The organism is Methanobacterium sp., assembly GCF_016217785.1.
GTDB lineage: Archaea > Methanobacteriota > Methanobacteria > Methanobacteriales > Methanobacteriaceae > Methanobacterium.
Window position 1 is genome coordinate 17,011 of sequence record NZ_JACRGA010000023.1, and the last position, 21,694, is coordinate 38,704.

Annotated in this window: 21 protein-coding genes; 10 read left to right on the forward strand and 11 right to left on the reverse strand. The window is 39.3% G+C overall.

The features are described 5' to 3' along the window. Positions 1-233 precede the first annotated feature (233 nt). The 6 genes from HY987_RS08840 to HY987_RS08865 form a co-directional block, all read right to left on the reverse strand. Entirely contained in the window at positions 234-1,364 is a 1,131-nt protein-coding gene (locus HY987_RS08840) for a glycosyltransferase family 2 protein (RefSeq protein WP_292757682.1), read from the reverse strand. A 269-nt stretch (positions 1,365-1,633) separates the two neighbouring features. Further along, on the reverse strand, positions 1,634-3,229 hold the full coding sequence (locus HY987_RS08845; RefSeq protein WP_292757684.1) for a hypothetical protein: 1,596 nt from the start codon (positions 3,227-3,229) through the stop codon (positions 1,634-1,636). Between the two features lie 148 nt (positions 3,230-3,377). After that, positions 3,378-3,641 (reverse strand): TIGR00304 family protein, encoded by a 264-nt coding sequence (locus HY987_RS08850; protein ID WP_292757686.1) that lies wholly within the window; start codon positions 3,639-3,641, stop codon positions 3,378-3,380. Between the two features lie 233 nt (positions 3,642-3,874). Beyond that, a complete protein-coding gene (locus tag HY987_RS08855; protein ID WP_292757688.1) occupies positions 3,875-4,396 on the reverse strand; it encodes a methyl-coenzyme M reductase family protein in 522 nt (173 codons plus the stop codon). A 307-nt stretch (positions 4,397-4,703) separates the two neighbouring features. Next, positions 4,704-5,165: a hypothetical protein gene (locus tag HY987_RS08860; protein WP_292757874.1), complete on the reverse strand. Its 462-nt coding sequence runs from the start codon at positions 5,163-5,165 to the stop codon at positions 4,704-4,706. A gap of 312 nt (positions 5,166-5,477) precedes the next feature. Continuing rightward, the gene (locus HY987_RS08865) at positions 5,478-6,062 is read right to left on the reverse strand and encodes a THUMP domain-containing protein (RefSeq protein WP_292757690.1); all 585 of its coding nucleotides are present in this window, start codon (positions 6,060-6,062) and stop codon (positions 5,478-5,480) included. An 82-nt stretch (positions 6,063-6,144) separates the two neighbouring features. Here HY987_RS08865 and HY987_RS08870 point away from each other — a divergent pair, with 82 nt between their 5' ends. The 8 genes from HY987_RS08870 to HY987_RS08905 all read left to right on the forward strand — a co-directional run bounded on the left by HY987_RS08870 (position 6,145) and on the right by HY987_RS08905 (position 11,740). Next, positions 6,145-6,591: a hypothetical protein gene (locus HY987_RS08870; RefSeq protein ID WP_292757692.1), complete on the forward strand. Its 447-nt coding sequence runs from the start codon at positions 6,145-6,147 to the stop codon at positions 6,589-6,591. A 50-nt stretch (positions 6,592-6,641) separates the two neighbouring features. Next, a complete protein-coding gene (locus HY987_RS08875; RefSeq protein WP_292757694.1) occupies positions 6,642-7,136 on the forward strand; it encodes a hypothetical protein in 495 nt (164 codons plus the stop codon). A gap of 346 nt (positions 7,137-7,482) precedes the next feature. Further along, positions 7,483-7,860, forward strand: coding sequence for a roadblock/LC7 domain-containing protein (locus HY987_RS08880; RefSeq protein WP_292757695.1), 378 nt, complete (start codon positions 7,483-7,485; stop codon positions 7,858-7,860). Further along, positions 7,861-9,033 (forward strand): ATPase domain-containing protein, encoded by a 1,173-nt coding sequence (locus HY987_RS08885; RefSeq protein WP_292757698.1) that lies wholly within the window; start codon positions 7,861-7,863, stop codon positions 9,031-9,033. A 5-nt stretch (positions 9,034-9,038) separates the two neighbouring features. After that, a complete protein-coding gene (locus HY987_RS08890) occupies positions 9,039-9,752 on the forward strand; it encodes an RAD55 family ATPase (RefSeq protein ID WP_292757700.1) in 714 nt (237 codons plus the stop codon). A 122-nt stretch (positions 9,753-9,874) separates the two neighbouring features. Then, positions 9,875-10,588: an RAD55 family ATPase gene (locus HY987_RS08895; protein ID WP_292757702.1), complete on the forward strand. Its 714-nt coding sequence runs from the start codon at positions 9,875-9,877 to the stop codon at positions 10,586-10,588. Positions 10,589-10,622: 34 nt separating this feature from the next. Further along, positions 10,623-10,787, forward strand: a complete 165-nt coding sequence (locus tag HY987_RS08900; protein WP_292757704.1) for a hypothetical protein — start codon at positions 10,623-10,625, stop codon at positions 10,785-10,787. A gap of 44 nt (positions 10,788-10,831) precedes the next feature. Beyond that, positions 10,832-11,740, forward strand: coding sequence for a tetratricopeptide repeat protein (locus HY987_RS08905; protein WP_292757706.1), 909 nt, complete (start codon positions 10,832-10,834; stop codon positions 11,738-11,740). 192 nt (positions 11,741-11,932) lie between these two features. On the opposite strand, the gene HY987_RS08910 is transcribed toward HY987_RS08905, so the two are convergent. The 4 genes from HY987_RS08910 to metG all read right to left on the reverse strand — a co-directional run bounded on the left by HY987_RS08910 (position 11,933) and on the right by metG (position 17,309). Next, positions 11,933-12,904: a glycosyltransferase 4 family protein gene (locus tag HY987_RS08910; RefSeq protein WP_292757708.1), complete on the reverse strand. Its 972-nt coding sequence runs from the start codon at positions 12,902-12,904 to the stop codon at positions 11,933-11,935. Positions 12,905-12,908: 4 nt separating this feature from the next. Then, complete coding sequence (locus HY987_RS08915; protein WP_292757710.1) at positions 12,909-13,367, reverse strand: helix-turn-helix domain-containing protein; 459 nt, start codon at positions 13,365-13,367, stop codon at positions 12,909-12,911. A gap of 129 nt (positions 13,368-13,496) precedes the next feature. Next, a complete protein-coding gene (locus HY987_RS08920) occupies positions 13,497-15,059 on the reverse strand; it encodes a DUF530 domain-containing protein (RefSeq protein ID WP_292757712.1) in 1,563 nt (520 codons plus the stop codon). 252 nt (positions 15,060-15,311) lie between these two features. Then, positions 15,312-17,309, reverse strand: coding sequence for a methionine--tRNA ligase (gene metG / locus HY987_RS08925; protein ID WP_292757714.1), 1,998 nt, complete (start codon positions 17,307-17,309; stop codon positions 15,312-15,314). A gap of 324 nt (positions 17,310-17,633) precedes the next feature. On the opposite strand from metG, the gene HY987_RS08930 reads away from it, so the two are divergent. Continuing rightward, the gene (locus HY987_RS08930; protein WP_292757716.1) at positions 17,634-19,091 is read left to right on the forward strand and encodes a DNA primase; all 1,458 of its coding nucleotides are present in this window, start codon (positions 17,634-17,636) and stop codon (positions 19,089-19,091) included. A 6-nt stretch (positions 19,092-19,097) separates the two neighbouring features. After that, positions 19,098-20,066: a DNA primase catalytic subunit PriS gene (gene priS, locus HY987_RS08935; RefSeq protein ID WP_292757719.1), complete on the forward strand. Its 969-nt coding sequence runs from the start codon at positions 19,098-19,100 to the stop codon at positions 20,064-20,066. A gap of 151 nt (positions 20,067-20,217) precedes the next feature. On the opposite strand, the gene cca is transcribed toward priS, so the two are convergent. Further along, on the reverse strand, positions 20,218-21,618 hold the full coding sequence (gene cca, locus HY987_RS08940) for a CCA tRNA nucleotidyltransferase (protein WP_292757721.1): 1,401 nt from the start codon (positions 21,616-21,618) through the stop codon (positions 20,218-20,220). Between the last annotated feature and the right edge of the window lie 76 nt (positions 21,619-21,694).

Consider the following 21,694-nt stretch of genomic DNA (forward strand, 5'->3'; position numbering starts at 1 on the left):
AAATAGGTTTATTCTTATTTAAGTTATTTTATTATTAAAAGATTTTGCTAAATATAAACACTTAACGAAGGTTGTATCAGATGGAGTCCCCTGATTATTCTTGCCCTATTGTATATTTTTCTTGAAAAAAATATTTTTTATCTAAATAGTCCATCTCTAATAATTTATCCATCTATTTTTGTAACACATAAAAAAAATTCATCCCATGAAAAAAATGGAAATGATTTATTTTTTTATTTACCATTTTTTTCTTCTTTATTCAGGAGTAATAAGCTTAAGAACATTCCTGAGAATATGGTCTGGATTCCCAGTATGGATAGTATCATGGCCAGAACAGTACTCTGGATCTGATACAGTGGTCCGAATCCTCCAGTACTCCAGTTGTAGAGGACATTCAGTCCAATGATTATTCCAATTGCCAGGAGAACTACTCCTAGAAACAGTTCTTTTTCCAGGGAATGGTAGCTCATTATCTTTTTGATAGTTCCTGAACTTCTTGAAAAACCGTAGGCAGCTCCAAAGGCTCCGAAGTAGATCCAGGAGAGGAGCATCTGGTAACCAATTAACAGCAGTAAACCACCTAACATCAGGGAATGCATACGGGATATTCCCTGTAACATTACAACTGCAGTAAGCAGTATTCCCAGAAGCAGGGCAACAGCACCGGGTATTAGTAGGAAAGGGCCGGGCCTGTACATCATCATAAATCTGAGGTGTCTCCATCCATCAGAAAATGAACTGAGCTTTGACTCACCTTCACGGGGGTAATAGGTAATGGGAACTTCGGCTATTTTCAATTTCTTACGGGAGGCTTCGATAACCATTTCTGATGCAAATTCCATACCTGCAGTCTTAAGATGCATTTTGTTCAGGGCTTCCCTGGTCATGGCTCTCATTCCACAATGGGCATCTGAGATTCCGGTGTGGAAGAGTGCGTTTAAGACCCAGGTGAGGAAAGGGTTGCCTATGTATTTATGGAGGGCTGGCATTGCACCGGGCCTTATATCTCCCTTTAATCTTGAACCCATTATGAACTCGGCGTCACCCTTCAAAATTGGTTGAATGAATTCAGCCATTTCATCAAAGGGGTATGTTCCATCGGCATCTCCCATAACTATTATATCACCCTGGGCTTCTTTAAAACCACGACGATACGCATTACCATAACCTCGTTTGGGTTCTAAAACAACCCTGGCTCCGGCTTCAGAAGCTTCTTTAGATGTATTATCAGTAGATGCGTTGTCAACCACCAGTATTTCTGTTTCAAGTCCAATATCATTTAGTTTGGCGATGGGCACTGTCAGGACAGTTTTGCCTACAATTCCTTCTTCATTCAGAGCGGGGATAACGACAGAAACTTTCATAGAATCACTTTACAATTATTAAAAAGATTATTTAACTTAGTTTTTCATGTTATATAATTTATGCTCTTAAGCTTATGATTTGTCTTATTTTTAATATATATTCTGAGTCATTATCTATTAAGGTCATTAACTTACAGCACAACTCTTTGGTATAAAATATCATTTCTCCTTATAAAACAGGGGTTAATACAATTAATTATAACCCTTAATTGTCGGCTAATCCCATATAAGGTTAATCCCATAAAATATTGGTCAAATAAACTATTGGTTCAATAATCTACTCTGCACACAATAAAATCTTCATTTTCATACACCTTGGTGGCATAATCCGGTTTTATATCATCGAAGTGGGTGGTTATGTTCTGACTGAAATAATATAAAGGGAAGAATTCAGAGTTAACACTGCGAATGTAGATCCATTTATCTTCAGATGGGAATACCAGATTCTTATCATAAACCAGATAACCAATACCCTCTTCTTTTACTTTGGATACCGTCATGTTAGGATAGTTTTTGATGGAGTAAAATTCAAAACCATAATTCATGGGCATTCCTGCTTCAGAGGCCAGGAACATCCCGGTGAACTGGTTGGAGATCACCAGTGAACGGCTCGTGTTCCCGTTTTCCTGGAACCAGTTGGCAAGATCCACTTCAGAATCAGATGGAGGGGCTATCTGCACACTCCCAAACTCATTTTTTGCACTGAAAACTGCAATATCCGGGTCATTAACAGTTAACACGGCACTTAACATTGAAAGGATGAGTATGACCACTAAAAATGTTGTTCGAACATTTTTCGATGAAAAACGCTTGTAATTTTTGAGTTGGTAACAGGCGATGTGTATCCCGTACCCCCCTAATATGGATAAGGGGATTAGAAGGTATATTAACACCCGGTAGGAGATGACATTGACACCAAACCAGTAGGCGTTGCTTAAAAGGATCATGGCAATGATCCAGACCAGGATCACATTATCTTTACGGTGGTGCCTCTTCACTGCGGCTATCGCTCCAATGATTGAAAAAATCAGCACCAGAATTCCCAGATTTCCCAGGTAACTGTAAATTCCCAGGGGACGATTAACTGGTAATGAGGTGCTCATCCCAGTAATGGCTGATATTCCCTGCCCGAGTAGAGTTTGTAAAAGTTGGGGAGCAATGATTTGGAGTGAAACAAGACCAGCGATCCCTACAACTATAAGCACCAGGAAGAATGATATGAAATTCCCCAGGGCTTTGAAGTTCCGGTAAACCACTAGCTCCATGAGGGTTATGCTGGTGATTGCCAGTACCAGGCACAGAGTAGCTGCCTGATGAGTTGCGATCACCAATATTAATAATATTCCACCCAGTAGAGCAATTTTAAGATTCTTATCCTTCAAAGATCGGTAGTAGAGGTAAACTGCCAGGGGGAGGAAGATCAGGGCAAGATTCTCAGGCAGGGCTAAAATCATCCGCCCCACGAGTAAACTGGATAACATTAAAAATCCAGCACCAAGTCCGGCTAAGTTCCCGTAAAATTTGTAGGCCACGTATGAAACAGATAGAACAATCGAAGCTGCCATTACCGGCTGCAGGAACCGTGCTACCTGGAAAAAGTCAACACCCAGGCCAGTGCCAATTCCAGCAATCAGGAAATGGAATAATGGGGGGTATCCTATTTTTTGACCGGTGGGTGCGTTTAAGAGTGGGGTAACCAGTGTGAATCCATTATGGGCGTAAACCTGGGCATACTGCACATGGTATATTATATCCCATCCCAGTGGCCACTGGTATTTGAGAGTGGGAATCAGTGCTATTATAAAGGCAGCGATTGCTGGTAAGAGAATTAAATTTCTTTTATTATAAATTGAAGAGTAATCCATATAGGTTCACCGTAATCGTAAATGTGGAATTTTATTTTTGATATGTATGATATAATCGGATATTCATTCTATAATTGAATATTCACTGGATATTCACCAAATCTATTTATAACAAGTTTGTAATTGTTAATATATTTATTTAAGGTTTTTAAAGACTCCCGCGGTAAAACAGGATGTAAGATATGACCATTATGATAATGGCGCCCAGCACTGCAATTGAAACCATACTCTTGTCATTGCCAAAGATGATGGGTAGGGGTCCTATTAAAACCACTCCACCAGTACTGACCTTGGTATTATCATTGCCTTCAGTTTTTCCAGATGATAGAAAAGCAGTGCCAATGAAGATGAGCAGCATACCCGTGATTACAGCGGCAATACCAATGAAAACGATGGTTTCTCCCCTGATCATGTGCTTTCACTTTTTATAAATTCATATTTTGTGTAAAATATTTGTTCGATGAAATTATAGTTTGAATAAATTTAGTTTGATTAAATCTAGGTAATGATAGTAAATTATATTTATTAAATCCTTACTGTTATTATCCTAATCTATTTGCAAAAACCCGTTCTTAACAAAATCCGATTAAATATTCTAATATTAGGTTTATTTTATTTTAAAATTCTAATAAAGTTTGATTTATTTTAAATATTATTATCTTTTAAAATACGATACTCTGATTTACCCTTAGTTCCACGTTTTTCTATGAGTTCAAGGGAAATCATCAGATCCAGACATTCTTTCAGTTTATCCTGGACATGATCATTATCATCTTCATTTTCATCATCATCGAATTCTGCAAGACCAGTTCCAGTAGTATTATATTCCTCTTCCTCTATTTCTGAAATAATATTCTGATCTACCCAATCATCTGCCTTACACAGGATGTTGTAGATGTCCAGTGAATGTATGAGATTACTTTTTAAGGGTTCTTCGATTTCCACGTCCTCGATTTCTCCCTTTATTTCACTGGCCAATTCCCTGATACTGGATAATTCATTGAAAGGCACCATTAAGATTACCTGAACCTCTTCAGATAAGAAATAGGATCCTTTGCGGATTTGGAGACGATTTTCCTGGAATAACAATCCCCCCACATCCTCCACATGCTCTGCCAGGAGGTCGAACTTGTACACCCCACCACTGAAATGCAATATTTTGTACATAATTCACTGGTTATTAGATCATACTGGGGTTGTACATAAAAATTTCCTTAACTCATGTGGGTTTGTTTTGAATACAATGATACTCCATTAGCAAAAAAACACTCCCAATAAAGGAACAAAACCCGCCAATAGAGGGGCAAAACCCACCAAGAGGTGCAATACCCCACCAAGAGGTCTTGAAAAAATAAATCAACGTATCAAAAAAGAGAACGTGCATAATAAGGTAAATTCCGGTGAATTACTATCTTTATTAAAAAATTACATCTTTATTAATAATATAAAAACTATTTTAGGGGTGCTGCTCAATCTAGTTGAATAAGGCAGGTTCTTCTTCTTTTTGGCGTATCAGAAAACCATTTTGAATTAACTTTGAATATTTATGCTTTGAATATTTATTATAAGACTCGATGTCTGTGAACCTTGAATGAACATTTTTATCTTTATACTGGAATTCCGCTGATACAATACCCAACTTTTTAGATTTAGTTTTTATACCATTTTTTTCAAGGAGTTCTTTTGTTTTGATGACTTCATCAACATTCTGAAAAACACCAAGACATGGAATTTTTTCATAGTCATAAATGAAATTGATAATTGGAATTGTAACCGGGGCAAATTCATGTGTAACCGGGGGCGATACAGGTCCTGTTTTTAAACTGAAGATAACATCTGTTAATATAACATCCATCTTGGACTCATCAACCCCGTATCCTGCAACAACCTTATTGATTATATCTAAATATTTTTTAATTATATTTGACATGTCCATTTCATCCACTTTATACAACCTCCCTAATGAGCCCCCATTAACTATACACTATACATCTTTTTTAACAATTAAAGCTTTGGAATATTTGAATTTTTTTAATTAAAACCTGAATAACACGCTAAAAACTTAAAAAAATGGGGATTCATGAATTTTTTGGAATTCTGGGAATTGCAATATGATGTTGTTTAAACGATTTAAGTTTAGCCAATCTGAACACAGTTTTACTAGATAAATAATGAAGATAGGGAATTTTATAAAAATAAAATATTCCACTATATTTAGAAATAATTATTTATTTCGGGAATGATTTATTCATTTCATTAAAATATCATCCGGCCGACAAACAGCAATACCCGTATCTTCACCTAGTTCTTCCACTTGAATTACCCAGTCAGTGTTTTTATCCCGGTATTCAAGGCCCAGTTCATCACACAATTCACCGGATATGTGATTGATTAATTTATCCGGTGAACTGATACTTTCTATGTTTTTTAACCCATCATCGTTCAATTCGCATCGCACTGTGAACGATTCATCTTTATCTATCTTCAGGGATGCCAGTTTCAGAATAGTTTCAATCACACGCTCCAGGGGCGAGGATACCACGGAATCAAGGGGAACTACTCTTTCAATGGCCACTGTTGGACTTTCACTTAAGTGGTTTATTGCTTTTGCGGGGTTCACATCTAGTTCCACGGTAACAGTATTATAAAACTCAGATTCTGTAATATAAAACCATATATTTATACTGTTAAGTGTGGTTTCTATTTCTTCTATCCCTTTTACTTCTGGTTTTATTCCTTTTATCCCAGATTCTTCAAATTTTCTGTCGTCTTTAAATTTTACCAGTAAAACAAAATCATCTATTTCTTTCTCTAACTGTTTGTTATGTTGCATTTTATTACCCCCTCCCCTTCCTATCGCTCCGTAGGATAAGATATGGGATAAGTATTAATAATAGTATGAAGTTAATAAGTTTATGGGTTCAGCTATTACTAAGGATCACTCCGGAACATTGAACATTGATTTTGTGATCTCCATGTTCCTCCTCTTGGTGATTATGGCCAGTGTTCTCAGCATCGCTGAGGGGCGTTTAGATACAGTACAAAAAGCTGATGAGGCAGCACAAGCACGTTCAATCTCTGAAACAGTTGCTTCAACCATTGAAGAAGTATATTCTGGTGGGGAAGGCCATGAAATAAAAATCCAAATGCCACCGGATATAAAAGGGTCTTATTATCAGGTTAAAGTTAATCAATCAGGTGTACTGGTACAGGTGGGAGGTTGGAGTGGTTATTCTTATTCTTTTTCGAAAAAGATATCTGATTATGGTATGAATCAGGCTGAAGTAACTATGCAACCGAAAAAAAATTACACCATCCGAAATGTGAAAGAGGGCAAAAGTAATACAGTGATAATATCATGAAATTTTAGTTTTTATTAATGATGATCTTAAGAAAATGAGAGACCGGTAAAATGGATAATAAAGGTCAGCTTCCCATTGAATTTTTATTGGTGGTGGGTTTGAGTGTGATGGTTCTGATTCCATTGATTAATGGTTTAAGTGATGAGAGTGAACTCAACCAGGCCATGAGCGCTGCCCGGACCGGGGCATTGCAGGGAGCAATATCTGATGGTCTGGCCATATATCCCCAGGAAACCTTCAGAGATTATACCTCAGAACACCAGCGGTTACTTCATCCTTCTGGAGTGAAAATTGTTGAAATAAACTATTTAAATCAGGGGTTTCATCAGGGTTATCAGAAGACCAAGATTCAGCTTAAAATCCATGCATCAGCCCCATCCGTCACTGATAAAACTGACAGAAACTGTTTGGGTGATCGGATTAATTTCAATGCCCGCAAAAAAATCACGGAATCATTTAAAACCGAGAATCTCACCAATGCCCTGTACAATCCTGCCTTTTCTGGTAAATATGTATTCACCACAGCTGATGTGACCTGGGAATGAATTTCCCTATTTCCTTAAACGAGGTGATCCTAACAAGGCGATCTAATTTTGGCTGATCTCAAATCAATGTACTTTCGCTGTTTTACTTCGAAAACTGCTTTAATAAATTAAAAAAAACAAAATTTAAAAACATTTGACTAACAATATAATAATTAGTTAATAAGGGGGATCATATGGCTGCTGAAATAAATACGATTCTAACGATTGTTCACATATTTGGGTTTATTTTGGCAATTGCATTGATTTCATGTTTCTATAGGTCCTATAAGATTATGCGGTTATCAAATTATTCAAATTGGAATGATTAAAGATAATCAGTTTAAAAAATATTTAATGGGGGAAATAAATGGCCAAGACAAAGAAAGAAGAGCTGGATGACATGCTCACAACCCTTATGCAGGTAGGGCAGATAAAGGCATGTGGAATAGTTTCCAAAGAAGGACTTTTGATTAACTCCAGAACACCTCCTGATGTTGATGCCCGTATTTTCTCAGCATTATGTTCCACTATAATGGGGGCAGCAGAAGCAGCATCTGGACAGATGACCACAGGTGGAGTTAGTCAAATCTCAGTTAAAACTGAAAAAGGAACCATAGTATTGCTCCCAGCCGGTCCAAAAGCCATTTTAACAGCATTAACAGAACCAGAAGCCCAGTTAGGGTTGATATTCTTCGAAATGGAAACAATTGCCCAGGAAGTAATGCAGATCATGGGTGGGATGTAGATGAAGAAAACTCACATTCCCAAGTTGGATGATTTCCTGGGGGGTGGGATACCGGAAGGATCATCGGTACTGTTTTACGCTGATCCTGGAGTTGAGTGTGAGGCTTTTGGTTATCAAACCCTGCAAAGCAGACTGGAAGAGGGAGATCCTGGTTTCATATTCACCAATGTGACTGAACCAAGTTCCATCATCTATGAATTTGAGAAATTTGGATGGGATCTTGAAAAAGAAGTGAAAGAAGAAAGTGCTTTTTTTGTGGATGGAAGCTCCTACTTCATTGGGGCCCCAGTAACTGGTAAATATTCCATAGAAGATTATTCTCAAATAGAAGAGATTGTCGTTGATGCAATAACCGATGTCCCGGATGGTGTGGGAGTTATCAATAATCTTTCCACCCTAATTGATTACCTGGATAATGGAGAAACTGTTCGAATCATTAGAAAATGGAATCAAATTGCAAAGGATAAAAATACTATTTTATTATATATATTCACTGAATGGGATTATGAAACTGATTTAATTGATGAAATTAAAGAATCCATGGACTGTCTGGTTAACCTGAGCACCATTGAAGAAAGGGTTATCATTGGACAGGGGTTCATGGTAACCGGAGCATCCTGGACCACGCCCTCTACCAGTATGGTGCTTTTTAACATATTACGTCCCGGTGGAATAAAGATATTCATACCAAAAATCCTGGTAACCGGACCGTTCAACGCAGGAAAATCGAGCTTTGTCAAAAAGATAGCCCCTAATTCAGTTTCTGTAGATGAAATGGCTTTAGGTAAGGTCCCCACCACGGTGGCCATGGACATCGGACACATGGAATATAAAGGATTTGTGGCTGATGTTTTCGGAACACCAGGCCAGGAACGTTTCGATCTTATTCTGGATTTTCTCTCCAAAGAAGCTGTAGGAGCCTTTATCCTGGTGGATTCAACTGATCCTGAAACATTCCCCCGGGCTAAAGAGATGATAAAACGATGTAAGGCAGAGGCCATACCCAAGGTTATTGTGGCCAATAAACAGGATCTTCCTGGTTCATTATCACCTGAGGAAATAAGGAAGGTCATGAGCATCGGTCAGGATATACCAGTCGTTCCAGTAAGTATGATTCGTAATGAAGGAATTGAAGATGCTGTAGATGCGCTTTTAGAAATACTCTACCGGTGAATCGTATGATCGTTCGTATTACCTCAGGGATAACTGGTCTTGATGAATTAACATCTTCCGGAGATGATTTAAGTCTCTCTTTGGGAGGGATCCCTGAAAACACAGTAACACTACTTTATGGTCCGGGAGGAGTGGGTAAATCCATCTTCTGTTATGGTTTCACTTACCATGGATTAACCCAGGATGAACCCTGCCTCTATTTAACCACAGATCTTGGGATCAGGGATATTTACCAGAACATGGCAGATATGGGATTTGAAATTGACGGATATCTTAAAAATGAAATGTTACGTGTGGTTGATGCAGCTGAGGGTGATGCAGAATTTGAAGAATCCAATGTATACCAATCATCCAGCGTTAAAAACCCCACTGACATCATGGTTAAGATAAGCAGGGGCGTGAACTCTATTTCTGAAAATAATTCTCGATTTCGCAGCGTAATCGATTCTGTAACCGCTATAATAGAATCCAACGATGAAATGTTAATTGTGAGGGTTTTAAAGACCTACATTTTGAGGGTAAAAGAAGCGGGGGGCACTGCTATGATCACCTACACTGAAGGATCAGCAGATCCCAGAACAGAGACACTTATCAAGTCAATGGCGGATAACATAGTTAAACTCGACGGGGAAACTATTATTATTGAAGCAATGAAAGGTATGGGGAAAAAGGAAGCTTCTTACCATATAACTAAAGATGGCATTATTATTAATAAATGATATTAGTATATGAACAGATTTGGTTGTTGATAAGGGGATTAAATGCTGGTAGCAGTGTCAACACGGGAATAAACTAGAACTTTAGGGTTATGGATGGGAAATAAATAGGTAAATGTGATAAAATGAGCAGTTTTGAATCGGGCATACCTGGATTGGATGAACTTTTATCATCATCAGGGGATCTGGATGGTTTTCCACAGAATACCACCACTCTGGTTTACGGACCTCCCAAAGCGGGCAAATCCATTTTTTCTTATGAGTTTGCTTATCATGGGCTAAGTATTAAGGAACCCTGCCTGTATATCCCGGCGGATGATGGAATGAGACAATTACAACAGAACATGATGGATTTTGGATGGTTCCTACAAAGTTCAATGGATGAAGAGCTTCTGTATGTTATTGACCCCATATCTGCTCTTTCAGGGGCCAATATTGAAAATACCAACACCTATGCTTTATCTAAAATAAATGACCCTACTGATTTAATGGTTAAAGTTGGGCTGGGAACTCGTTTTGTTTTCAAAAAGTCCAATGAATTTCGTTCTGTTTTCGATTCTCTCACCACTTTCTTTACATTTAATCCGGAAGCAATGGTTGTCCGATTTTTAAAAACATACCTGCGACGGTTATCTGAAGCAGGGGCAACAGTGATCGTTACTTACACCGAAGGTGTAGCCAATGAGAACACTGAGAAAATACTAAAATCTATCGTAGATAACGTGATAATGCTTGATGGTAGTTATTTGACATTTAAATCAAATCTTGGTGTGATTGCAACCGCTGAATATCAAATTACTGATAAAGGTCTTGTTTTAGGAATGGGGGAGATACTGTGATAAAATTGACCTTCAGGAGCTTTATTATTTACTTATGAGTAGCTGGATATACAGTATTGAAAAAACCAGGGATGAACTCTTGGGGGATAATATTGCCTACACCCGGAGGCTTGGTTGGAATGCCACCCGCTTCGTTATGGACTATCTTGAAAATTCCTGTGGTATTCTAATTGATACTGTAGGGAAAAGCAGGGAGTAAGTTGACCTGTGAAAATTTATTGATAATTAATGGGAGGAATTACTATGGATATTTTTAAGGGGAAAGAAGACTATGGTACTTCCCTCAAAAAGCTCTTAGAACAGTTATGGGAGTATCAGGAAGCTGAAGCTAACTTAATGGTTGAAATTGCTACCCTGCAATATGAAAATGGAGATACCGATGATGCAGTCGGATTTTTAGAAAGATCTGTAAAAATATACCATGAATTGGGTTTTATTGAAGAAGAAGCAACTATTTTGGATTTAATAGGTGATGTGTACAGCAGCACAAATGATGTCCAAAATGCACTTGATTACTACTATAAATCTTTCAAAATCTGTTCTTCCCTGGACACGCCCCTCGAGGGGGAAGTCTTAAATAAAATAAAAGAACACGAAGCTGAAATTGAAGCAACCAAGAATAATGCAGTTAAAAAAGCAATAGCCGAAGGTGGGGAGGATGCTCTTCTGGAATCGGAAGAATCGGGCAAACCTTACACATTAGATGGTGATGAGTCTATTGATCATGTGAAAATTGGGAAAAGGCTTGATGATATAATTGGACTTCTAGATGAATCAGCAGTTTACAGTAGCTATCAGGAATTTGAAAACCCACTGGTCCGTTTAAAGGAAGCCCATCAAATGGCCAGTAGTATTGGTGATGAGAAGGGGGAGGCAGCCTTACTTCTGATCATGGGTGATATTTCTTTAAAAGAAGAGAAAACCAAAAAATCTCTGGAATTTTTCCAAAAATCTTTGAAATCCTTCATGAAAATTGACGATAAAAAGGGTGAATCTATATCCCGGTTGATGATGGGGACTGCTTACTTTTTACTGGGTGAAACAGATGAAGGTTCCAAGTATCTTCGCCAATCCATGGAAATAATAAAACATTTAAATGATCCAGATATAGAAAAAGCTGCTCTGGCGCTGTTAAAATCTATTTATGATTGATTTTATTATATCTGTAAAAACCCATGAAGAAGTTTAACTCAGAATAAAAGGTTTATTTATTAATTAAGATATCTGGGATTTATTCCCGATATCTAATCAAAAATTTATTTTTCATTTCTTCATTGTGTATTATACAACAAAACGTGAATGTTTAATTTAAATAGCATTTAGTTTTGATTAAAATACTATTTATTAAAACATACGTGCTTTTAGAGTGTAAGCCAGGATTATTCCCACAGCTCCAAAGAATATTCCAATGAGCCACACAATGATGACCACATTCTTTTCTTCCATGGGACGTTTTAGGATCCAGCGTATCAGCGAATTGAAACCTGATTCAGGAGCCATCAGTTTCCCATCTTCTCCCACCTGGGTGGGTGTGTGTTGTTGTCTTTCCATTACACCGGCACTGTAAAGTTTGAGCAGCATATCTATTATGTTGGGTATCAGCACAATCAGTGCAATGATCTTCACCCTGCCGATAAAGGCTACCACTACAATGGTTGCTCCAATAATCAGTGTACCAACATCTCCGGGGAATACATTAGATGGATGGCGGTTGTAGTAGAGGAAGGCCAGTAGCGCTCCCAACATACACATACTGATTACAGCCACATCGTACTTGCCCATAATAATACAGGAAATACTGAGGGAAGTCATGGCAATGGCCCCCAGGCCAGATTCAATACCATTCAACCCCGCCAGCATGTTGGTAAGATTGGCAGCAATGGAAACTGCAATGGGAACCGATAAAATGTATATAAGATCCACGTTGGGTGGGGCAATCCATATAAGTGGCAGACCAGCCAGCCAGAGCAGGATGAGCTTTTCCTTGGAGGACAACATAACCAGGTCATCCACCATCCCCACCATCCCCACCAGGAGGATCACCAGCAGGGTGATGGTGAGCTGGAACTGAAGAGCAGGATAGAAATAAATACCCAGAAATATCCCGATAATAAATCCGAAAAGAATACCAATACCACCCATTTCAGCCACAGCTGGCTTGGATGGTTTATGAATATCTCGCCCCACTATCTTTGCATCTTTCAGTTTTTTAATAAGACGGGGCATGCTTATGAAGGTTACCAGAAAGGCCACCAGGGCACAGATGGCCGAGGTTAAAAACAGGTTCTGGTAAAGAATGATAAGGTTAGGTTCCATTTTTTCACCGTTTTAAGAGGGAGTAAACAGTTCTAAGGGGGATTTTTAAGTCTTTTGAAATATCCTTAGCTGGAACTCCATTTTTATAAAGGTTTTTAACTTTTTTTACTTTTAAGGTATCGTATTTAATCTTCCGCCCACGTTTAAGGGGTGACTCCTTGAGGTAATAAACTGTTTTCAGGGGAATATTCAGAGTTTCTGCAATTTCCTTAGGAGTATTTCCTGATTTCAATAAATGCCGGATATTTTCCGCATCTTTTTCATTATACTTTTTAGGACGCCCTTTCTTTTCTACTGGTACAACAGTCACTCCCAGTTCATTAAGTGCCTGAATATACTTTGGTGAAATCCGTGAATATAAACTGGGAGGACAGCTTATCTTCTTGAGATCAGGATACTGGTCCAGGAGTTCCATTATCCTGCTGAAGGATAATGGCTTATTCACATAAATTTCATCTTTCAACTCGGAACACTCCTGGAGTCCATCTTTTTATTATAATTTTATTATAGATTTATTAAAGAATTTTTTCATTTATTAAAAGCATGATTTATCATATTTAATTTGTAAAGTGTAAATTTTAGTTTTTTAATGTTATTTCTTCATCATTGCCATGAACTGTTTAGCCTTGGAAGTAGCAGGTTTTTGCAAGGTTTCCAAGGTTTCTTTCTCTTTTTGAACATCTTTAAGAGGTATGGAGAATAATTCTGATGTTCTTTCAGTGGGTATGTTTCCTTCAATGGAAAGTATCGCCGCTCCCAGGGCAGGTCCCATCTGTAGGTGAAGGCCTTTCATCTTTTTTTCAACAGAGAATTTACTGGATAAAACCTTTCCCATTTGGGGTATATATTCTATCCCTTCGGTGAGGTGGTCCTGCATGATCTGCACCACATCCTGTTTGAAGTCCTGGAATGACTTTATCTGGTTTGAATCAAGACCAGGGCGAAGGTAGGGGAAGGGACCCGAATGTTTATTTCTGCGATCATAGGAAGTGGTCAGATAATAGTGTAAAAGATCCCATAAAATGTATATGCGTGGGATTTCAAGAAAGAGGCTTTTTTCAAGCAAATCTTTCTCCTTTAAATCCTGCCTTATTGTTTCATTGAGAATTCCATCATCAAGGAGTCCTCTTTTTTCTAGTTCTTTTTTTAAAAAGAACTTCTTCAGGGTTTCGGGGTCATCGCCATTTTCATATTTGTTGGCATTTCTTTCGGCAACTTCCATTGCTTCCTGGTACTCTTCAACTTTTTCTTTATTGGAGAGAGATTTTTCAAGTAAAGCGGGTAAAAAATGGAGTATCTCTGTTTCAGCATACTTTACATAACCAAGTGAAAGGGCAGTTTGCACCTGTTTGTCATTGATTATGGACGGTTTTTTACGATGAAACTGCATCATTTCTATACGGGCATTGGAACCATACTGGTTCCGGATCTCTTTTTCATAGTTGGCCTCTTCATGTGCGTCAATGGTAACCCTTTTTCTAACCCATCTACTGTCTTCCATGATCTTGATAACCAGAGACACGGTTTTAACAATTCCTCTTTTTTCCTGTTTTAAGATGCGCACCATACTGCGGAAGGCTTTCCTGCTTCGGGGACTCAATTCGGATAGTTTAACCATGTAATCCCCAGAAAGGGGTAAAAATGGGATGATTTCAAGACGATAAACCCCATCCCTGTTTACATGCAATTTTATATTATCTCCGCCGCACTGGCAATTTTCCCGGGTCAGAAGAGCTATCTCATGACCTTTGTACTTTCTCTGGCAGGAAGCACATTCTAGTGTGGCGAACTCCTCCAGATGTCCAATGGCAATACGATGAGATGACATGGCAGATTTAACCCGATCCAGTATGTTTTTTTTAGCAGCTGCGTTCATCCGGAAGTACTGGGTGTGGCGGCTGACATCATACATATCCTCGGCCTTGGTTTCACCACTGAGGGGACGGCCATACTTGTTTATGGAACGATAAGGCGCAGTGTAACCCTTAATTTCCATGGTCTCTCTCATATCCTGCAGAGTATCCATGTTGTCTTTCAAATAAGTGTAAAGTGTCAGGAATTTTTCCGGGCTTTCAATATCACTTAATGAAATTCCTTTTCTCTTTATCTGATCCAGAAAACGCTCGGATTTTCCAATGAGTACAGATTCATTCATCGTATTCCTTCGTTAAAGTATAAGTTCGCCCGAATTTCTCAAATGGATGATGATTTTGAAAATAGAGACATCTTTAATTTATTAATAGATGTTATCAATCTACAATTCATCACTTTATCAATTAATCATCCATTTTGTATCAAATATCATCAGTTTTGCATATTGTGATATATCTTCACCTTGCACTATTGTATACACATATTCACATGTGTATAATGATATTCACCATGTACTGGGATAATTTCACCTTGATTATTGTATTCCTTCGCCCATAGTGGCATCAGGTGCGGTTAAGAGGCTGAGACTATCTCCAGCAGCCAGTACCATTCCCTCGGATTTTATGCCGAAGAGTTTGGCTGGTTGGAGGTTCACCAATACAATTACCTTCTGATTGAGTATGTCTTCCGGCGCATATTTGGTGGCTAAACCTGCAACAACCTGTAATTGTTTGTCTTTAACATCAACCATTAATTTCAACAGTTTATCAGAGCCCTTAACTTTCTCAGCTCCAATAACTTTACCCACACGCAGGTCTAATTTGGTGAAATCTTCAATACTGATTAGATTATCCATAGTTTCTCTCTCCTCTAAATTTTTGTAAAGTGCTTCTTTTTCCTCAGCAATAACTTCATCATCAATTTTAGCAAATAATGGTTTAGCCTTGAGAATAGGGGTTCCGGCTGCTATAAATTCAGCAGAATCCTCCCATATTAAGCTTTTATCTCCATTTAAACCCAGAATTTCCCTCATCTCTACTGCTTTGGAGGGGAGGTAAGGACTTATAATGACACTGATGACCTTTGCAATCTGATTACAGAGATAAATTGTGGTAGCAGCCCTTTCTCCTTCTTCTTTAACGGTTCTCCAGGGTTCCTGGTCATTGAAGTATTTGTTTCCCAGTTTGGCTAGTTTTATTATATCCTTAAGACCTTCCCTGAAATCGAAGTTCTCAATATGCTCACCTACTTTACCCGGGGTTTCAATTATCTCCTTTTGAACACTCTGGTCATATTCATTGAAGGACCCCGGCTCAGGTATCATTCCCTGGAAGAAACGGTGGGTGAATGAGAATGTACGGTGCATAAAGTTCCCCACCACATCAGCCAGTTCATCATTGACCCTCCTCTGGAAGTCATCCCAGGAAAAGTCAGTGTCCCTGGTGAGGGGTGCGTTGGCCACCAGGTAGTATCTTAAGAGATCTGCATCAAATTTCTCCATGAAATCAGCGGCCCATATCACCCAGTTCTTACTGGTTGACATTTTACGACCCTCAAGTGACAGGTACTCCCCGGCAACAATGTTATAAGGTAGTTTGCAACCATAGGCCATGAGCATTGCCTGCCAGAATATGCTGTGGTGGTAGATAATATCTTTACCAATGAAGTGCACTGCCCGGTCATCCCAGTAGGGCTTCCATGACTTGTTTTCACGGCGGGCCCACTGGGCTGCCGATGAAATGTAACCCAGGAATGCTTCTCCCCATACATAGATGATCTTACCCTCTGCACCGTCCAGGGGAACCGGGATACCCCAGTCCATATCCCTGGTGAGAATCCAATCCTTCAGTCCCTCATTAATCCATTGAAGAGCATAATTCCGGACATTAGCCGGTAACTCTGGGTTGCCTTCAATAGATCCTTTCAGTTCATCCTGGAAGTTGCTTAAACGGAAATAATACTGTTCAGATTCCCTGACTTCTGGGTTTGAATCGCATATCAGGCATCTTGGCTCCACCAGCTGCACTGGTTCCAGGTGCCGGCCACAGGTCTCGCAATGGTCACCACGTGCACCCTCACCATTACAGTGGGGACAGGTGCCCTCCACGTAACGGTCAGGGAGGAATCGTTCACATTCCGGGCAGTAAAGCTGCTGGATGGTCTTGGGATAAATACAATTTTTCTCATGAAGATCTAAAAAGAAGTTCTGGGATATTTCATAATGTAAGGGGTCGGTGGTTCTGGAAAAATTATCAAAAGAAATATCCGATAATTCCAGATCCCTTCTAATCAACTCGTAATTACGAGTGGCAACATCCAGGGGTGATACTCCTTCCTTTTCCGCCTGAACAGCTATGGGTGTTCCGTGTTCATCGGTAGCACACACCAGTAGCACATCTGTGCCTTTCATCCGATGGTAACGGGCGTAAATATCTGCCGGTATGTAAGTTGAACGCAAGTGTCCCAGGTGACAGGGTCCATTGGCGTAGGGCAGGGCGCAGGTGATAAACACTTTATTTGAATCTTTACTCAAAGATATTCCTCCTATACTAACCTTGTTACGAATGATAAAGTTTATTTTGTCTTAGATAACTGTTTTTAAATATTTATTAACCATCTTACGGTAAAAACTCAGTTGGAGTTAATGATAAAGAATAATATCTTTTTTTATCTAATTTCTATATAAGAGTTATCCATAGATCTCAACCCCACCACTGGACCTATGATTTTGGCCCTACACTGACCTAGAAAAGGATAATTTAACAGAGTATCAATAAATGAAGAAAAATCTGATTCATAATACAATAAATTTCTTACATTAACAAATTTTTTAAAACCTAGTAACCAACAGTTAATTATGGTTTCCATCTCTTTTTTAAACCCATTATCCCCTGAGGGAAAGGACATTGTAAGGGAACTGGGCAGCTTCGAAGGCATATCTGATGATATCCCCGAACTTAGAAGACTCGTGACTCGTAATCCCTCTCAGGAAATTGTTGATGATAAAGAAATACCCTCTAATTATCTGGAACTTGCCCTAAAAAGGATTGAATGGTATATTAAGAAAAAACATGACCGAGAATTTAACAGTCGAAGATATTCTTTTCTTTCTGATTATTCCATAACTAAATATGATGTTATTTCATTTTATTTATTGTGTCAAGCCATTGGAGTTAAATTCGGGCCCAATTCACGTGAAACCAGAGTTATGGTTGAGGCACAGGGTGATCTCATCCAGGAAAGAATGGGGAAACTAAGTATTCAAGAAAGTAGATTGATGGTGGACCAATCCTTGGCAATGCTCCTGCATGATGATATGGTTCACTGGACATTCTTCCAGGAATTATTAAGCACCCGAAAAATACGTCTCACAGAACTGGTACTGGATAATGGGGAATTAATACTGAATGAGGAAGATTTTCTTCATCGTTTTGGTTCCCGGATAAAACATCGCAATCCTGACAGCATGTATCAGCTTTTAATTGGAGATGAACTGAAAGAACTTATAATGGTTAAGATGATCATGCAGGAAACCGAGGATTACATTAAACAGGTTCATGAAAAGGCGCGTGTCATGGTGGAACCTAACCCCATACTCCTGGAGCTGGCTGATGAAGTGGCGGAAGTACTGGCCGAACCAATGCAACATTACGGTTATGGTTCTGGAAGGAGTGGTGGACCAATGAAAGCCGGACCACTGAACCCCCTGGCATTCCCACCATGTGTAAAGAAAGCCCTGGAGGGTATAAAATCAGGAGGACGGAACGATGCCATTGTACTATTTATGACACCCTTTGTGTCCTACGCCCGATTGTATCCTGATGTTTTCAGGATGAACATCACCAAACGTGTCTCAGACCAGGACCCACAACTGCAAATCACAGAAAACGAGGTCCTGCCATTGATTTATGAGGCTGCACAGCGATGTGTACCACCATTATTCGATGATCAGCCCCAGGAAAAGGTTAACATCAATGCGAAGCTCGGTTTTGGAATGCACTCCACTCTGAAAATGGAACATGAGGGTGAAACCACATGGTACACTCCCATGAGTTGTGAGAAGATAAAACTACACCTGCCACATCTCTGCCGACCAGATGATGTCTGCAAAAAAATAGGCAACCCGTTGAGCTATTACAATCGGAGGATATGGGAAGTAATGAATTTGGATAAAGAAGATTCAGATTCTGAGGATAATCCGAGTAGTAATAATGTTGATAATATTCAAAATTCTGATATTCAAAATTCTGATATTGAAAATTCTGCCAATAATGAAAATAAGAACTCTGATGATAGTAATTCTGGGGAGGGATGATTTTTTATGGATCTAAAACCAGCCACCCCCAATGAACGCCGTCAGTACTACCGGGAAGAATGGGATGTTAATGATATCCCTGAATTCATCCGCAAAACCCTCACCCAGCGGGAGTTCGGTTTTGACCACATGGGCCGGGGACCCAACGACCGTTACCGTGTATTTCAAAATACAGATTATTTAAGGAAGTTCATGCGATACCGCACACCATTTGCCGCCTACTCCTCAGTGGCATTTTACCATAAACCCCGACGCAGGGATGGCTGGATAAAAGCAGAACTGGTCTTTGATGTGGATGCCAAGGATATACCTATAAGATCCTGTGGTTGTGAAAACGTCTGCGAGATATGCTTAAACCAGGCTAAAGACATTGTCCACGGACTGATTGACACCATCCAGGGTGATCTGGGTCTTTCTGATATTCATGTGGTTTATTCGGGTCGTGGTTATCATATAAGAGTTCTGGACGACAAGGTGATGGGCATGGACAGCGACGTACGTAGCCAGATCGTTAAATATTTGGTGGGTTCTGATGTTCCACGCAGTGAATACTCCAGTCACGGGATGAAATACAACTTGGAACACTTTACCGTCCCCTTTGGTTATCCGCAGGTATTCACTGACCGGGTTAAACAGGCCCTCTTGAACCTGAACCTGGACACAGAAATTGATGAAGTCAGTAAGGATATTAAGAAGGCAGTGATAAAGCACCGGGAATTATTATCTGAAGACCAGTGGGGATTGTTCCGGAAAGAAATTGGTCCTGTGAGATATGCCCGACTGGTTAAAGGGATCGCTTCCCTTAATCTGACACTGGTAGATGCCAAGGTTTCCATTGACCTGAAAAGAATACTGAGATTACCATCCTCCCTCCACTCAGGAGTCAGCATGAAATCCACCCTCATCAAGAACCTGGAAACATTTGACCCATTCCAGGACGCTGTTCCCAAATTTGTTTACGAAAGGAAGGATTGAAAGTCAGGGATTGAAATTAAATCAGCTTGCTTAATTAGTGTCTTAATTTAATATTTTAATGAAATGTGAATTCTTAATGAAATAATTCTTAATGAAATATGAATTGAAAATTAAAAAAACTTGAAAAAGGATTATTATTGACAAATAGTCCTTAATCCCGTATTAAAAGCTCATTCTTATGGAGATAACAGTGTAGGAATTTCAGTATATCTTCATCTGCATCTTCAGCAATTAACAGATCCAGAACATCCACTAAATTGTATTTTTCCAAGAGTTTCTTCTTCAAATGTTTCCCCACCCTGAGGTTTTTAATCCCCCTGGATGTGAGTGTCCCCTGAATAAGGGATTCCGCATCCTGATACTGGCGCTTGGTGCGTGTCACCCACCGGTCACCTTCCACCCATGATTCTGGATGTTTTTCCAGGAACTTCCAACTATTTCCCTGATCCCATACCTGTGGGCCGGAATATTTCTGGAAGGGGGTCAGATGCCATGTGTTCATTTCCAGGAGTATTATTCCAGTTTTATTCTCATCAGTCCAGTAATCACTCCCCATGACCTTAAAATCATCAGTTTCCAGAATTTTCACCAGGGATTTTTCAGTTTTCTGGATCTGAGGGTGCAGGGCATCGGCTGGAATGTCTGGTGTGGGGAAAGCCAGGATAATTGAATGGGTCTGTCTGTTTTTGAATTCATCCCTTAATGTTTCTCTATGATAAGTAATGGTTTTAGGGTAAAAGTATGATTTTTTGGGATTTTCCAGGAAATTATCTGCAGCCACACGGAATTCTGCCATTTTCTGCAGGGTTAAAGCCGCGGAAACATTACGATTTCCATCAGTGGGATCCACAACTACCAGGGGATCCTTGAACAACTTAGCAGTGCCGTAGTTCATGAGGTCGATCTGAAAGCCGGGTTTCCACTGGTCAAAAACCCCTTTAAGAACATCCAGAAACGAGCCATAGTGGATCACCAGTAATTCACACAGGTATCCTGAGAATCCGCCCACTTTAAATTCAGAGCCATAAGTCCCTACCATCTTCATGAAACGTTTTAAAAGCCTTACTTCCTTGGTCTGGTCTGGTCTTAAGTTGGCTGTGATGTATTCGGTATGCAGTAGAGTGCGGTCTACTGCTGATTTCAGTTCACTGGAATCTTTAATATTATAACAGGGGACAAAATCCACCATGTAACCTTCAATGGTACCTGTAAGGTACGGGTGTGATGCGTAACGCTCTTCATAGGTTCCGTCAATTTCGGTTATGCATTTTTCCGCCAGTTCCAGACCCTGGACTTTCAGATCATCCAGGGAAGTGGTTAAAGGGAATTTTATGAAAATATCAATGTCCAAGTCTTTGCCATCTTCATTATCCCCATTGGATATCCAGGTATTCTTGGCCACTGAGCCCAGTAATACAGCTTCAGCATTAACACCCGTATCATGGGCAGTACGATTAATGATTTCCATTAATTTTAAAGATAAATTACGGACTCTGAGTTCCTCATCCTTTGAGGGTTCTATATCATCTAAGATTCTGCGAAAATCAATCACTTACAATACCTCTAACTATTTTTTTAACTTTTGATAAATTAATTTTTAAACTGATTGTTAATATTCAAATCATCCT

Excerpts from the sequence above, each read along its gene's own strand:
- HY987_RS08840 (WP_292757682.1), bottom strand. The coding sequence starts at position 1,364 with ATGAAAGTTTCTGTCGTTATCCCCGCTCTGAATGAAGAAGGAATTGTA.
- HY987_RS08845 (WP_292757684.1), bottom strand. The coding sequence starts at position 3,229 with ATGGATTACTCTTCAATTTATAATAAAAGAAATTTAATTCTCTTACCA.
- HY987_RS08850 (WP_292757686.1), bottom strand. The coding sequence starts at position 3,641 with ATGATCAGGGGAGAAACCATCGTTTTCATTGGTATTGCCGCTGTAATC.
- HY987_RS08855 (WP_292757688.1), bottom strand. The coding sequence starts at position 4,396 with ATGTACAAAATATTGCATTTCAGTGGTGGGGTGTACAAGTTCGACCTC.
- HY987_RS08860 (WP_292757874.1), bottom strand. The coding sequence starts at position 5,165 with ATGGACATGTCAAATATAATTAAAAAATATTTAGATATAATCAATAAG.
- HY987_RS08865 (WP_292757690.1), bottom strand. The coding sequence starts at position 6,062 with ATGCAACATAACAAACAGTTAGAGAAAGAAATAGATGATTTTGTTTTA.
- HY987_RS08870 (WP_292757692.1), top strand. The coding sequence starts at position 6,145 with ATGGGTTCAGCTATTACTAAGGATCACTCCGGAACATTGAACATTGAT.
- HY987_RS08875 (WP_292757694.1), top strand. The coding sequence starts at position 6,642 with ATGGATAATAAAGGTCAGCTTCCCATTGAATTTTTATTGGTGGTGGGT.
- HY987_RS08880 (WP_292757695.1), top strand. The coding sequence starts at position 7,483 with ATGGCCAAGACAAAGAAAGAAGAGCTGGATGACATGCTCACAACCCTT.
- HY987_RS08885 (WP_292757698.1), top strand. The coding sequence starts at position 7,861 with ATGAAGAAAACTCACATTCCCAAGTTGGATGATTTCCTGGGGGGTGGG.
- HY987_RS08890 (WP_292757700.1), top strand. The coding sequence starts at position 9,039 with ATGATCGTTCGTATTACCTCAGGGATAACTGGTCTTGATGAATTAACA.
- HY987_RS08895 (WP_292757702.1), top strand. The coding sequence starts at position 9,875 with ATGAGCAGTTTTGAATCGGGCATACCTGGATTGGATGAACTTTTATCA.
- HY987_RS08900 (WP_292757704.1), top strand. The coding sequence starts at position 10,623 with ATGAGTAGCTGGATATACAGTATTGAAAAAACCAGGGATGAACTCTTG.
- HY987_RS08905 (WP_292757706.1), top strand. The coding sequence starts at position 10,832 with ATGGATATTTTTAAGGGGAAAGAAGACTATGGTACTTCCCTCAAAAAG.
- HY987_RS08910 (WP_292757708.1), bottom strand. The coding sequence starts at position 12,904 with ATGGAACCTAACCTTATCATTCTTTACCAGAACCTGTTTTTAACCTCG.
- HY987_RS08920 (WP_292757712.1), bottom strand. The coding sequence starts at position 15,059 with ATGAATGAATCTGTACTCATTGGAAAATCCGAGCGTTTTCTGGATCAG.
- HY987_RS08930 (WP_292757716.1), top strand. The coding sequence starts at position 17,634 with ATGGTTTCCATCTCTTTTTTAAACCCATTATCCCCTGAGGGAAAGGAC.
- priS (WP_292757719.1), top strand. The coding sequence starts at position 19,098 with ATGGATCTAAAACCAGCCACCCCCAATGAACGCCGTCAGTACTACCGG.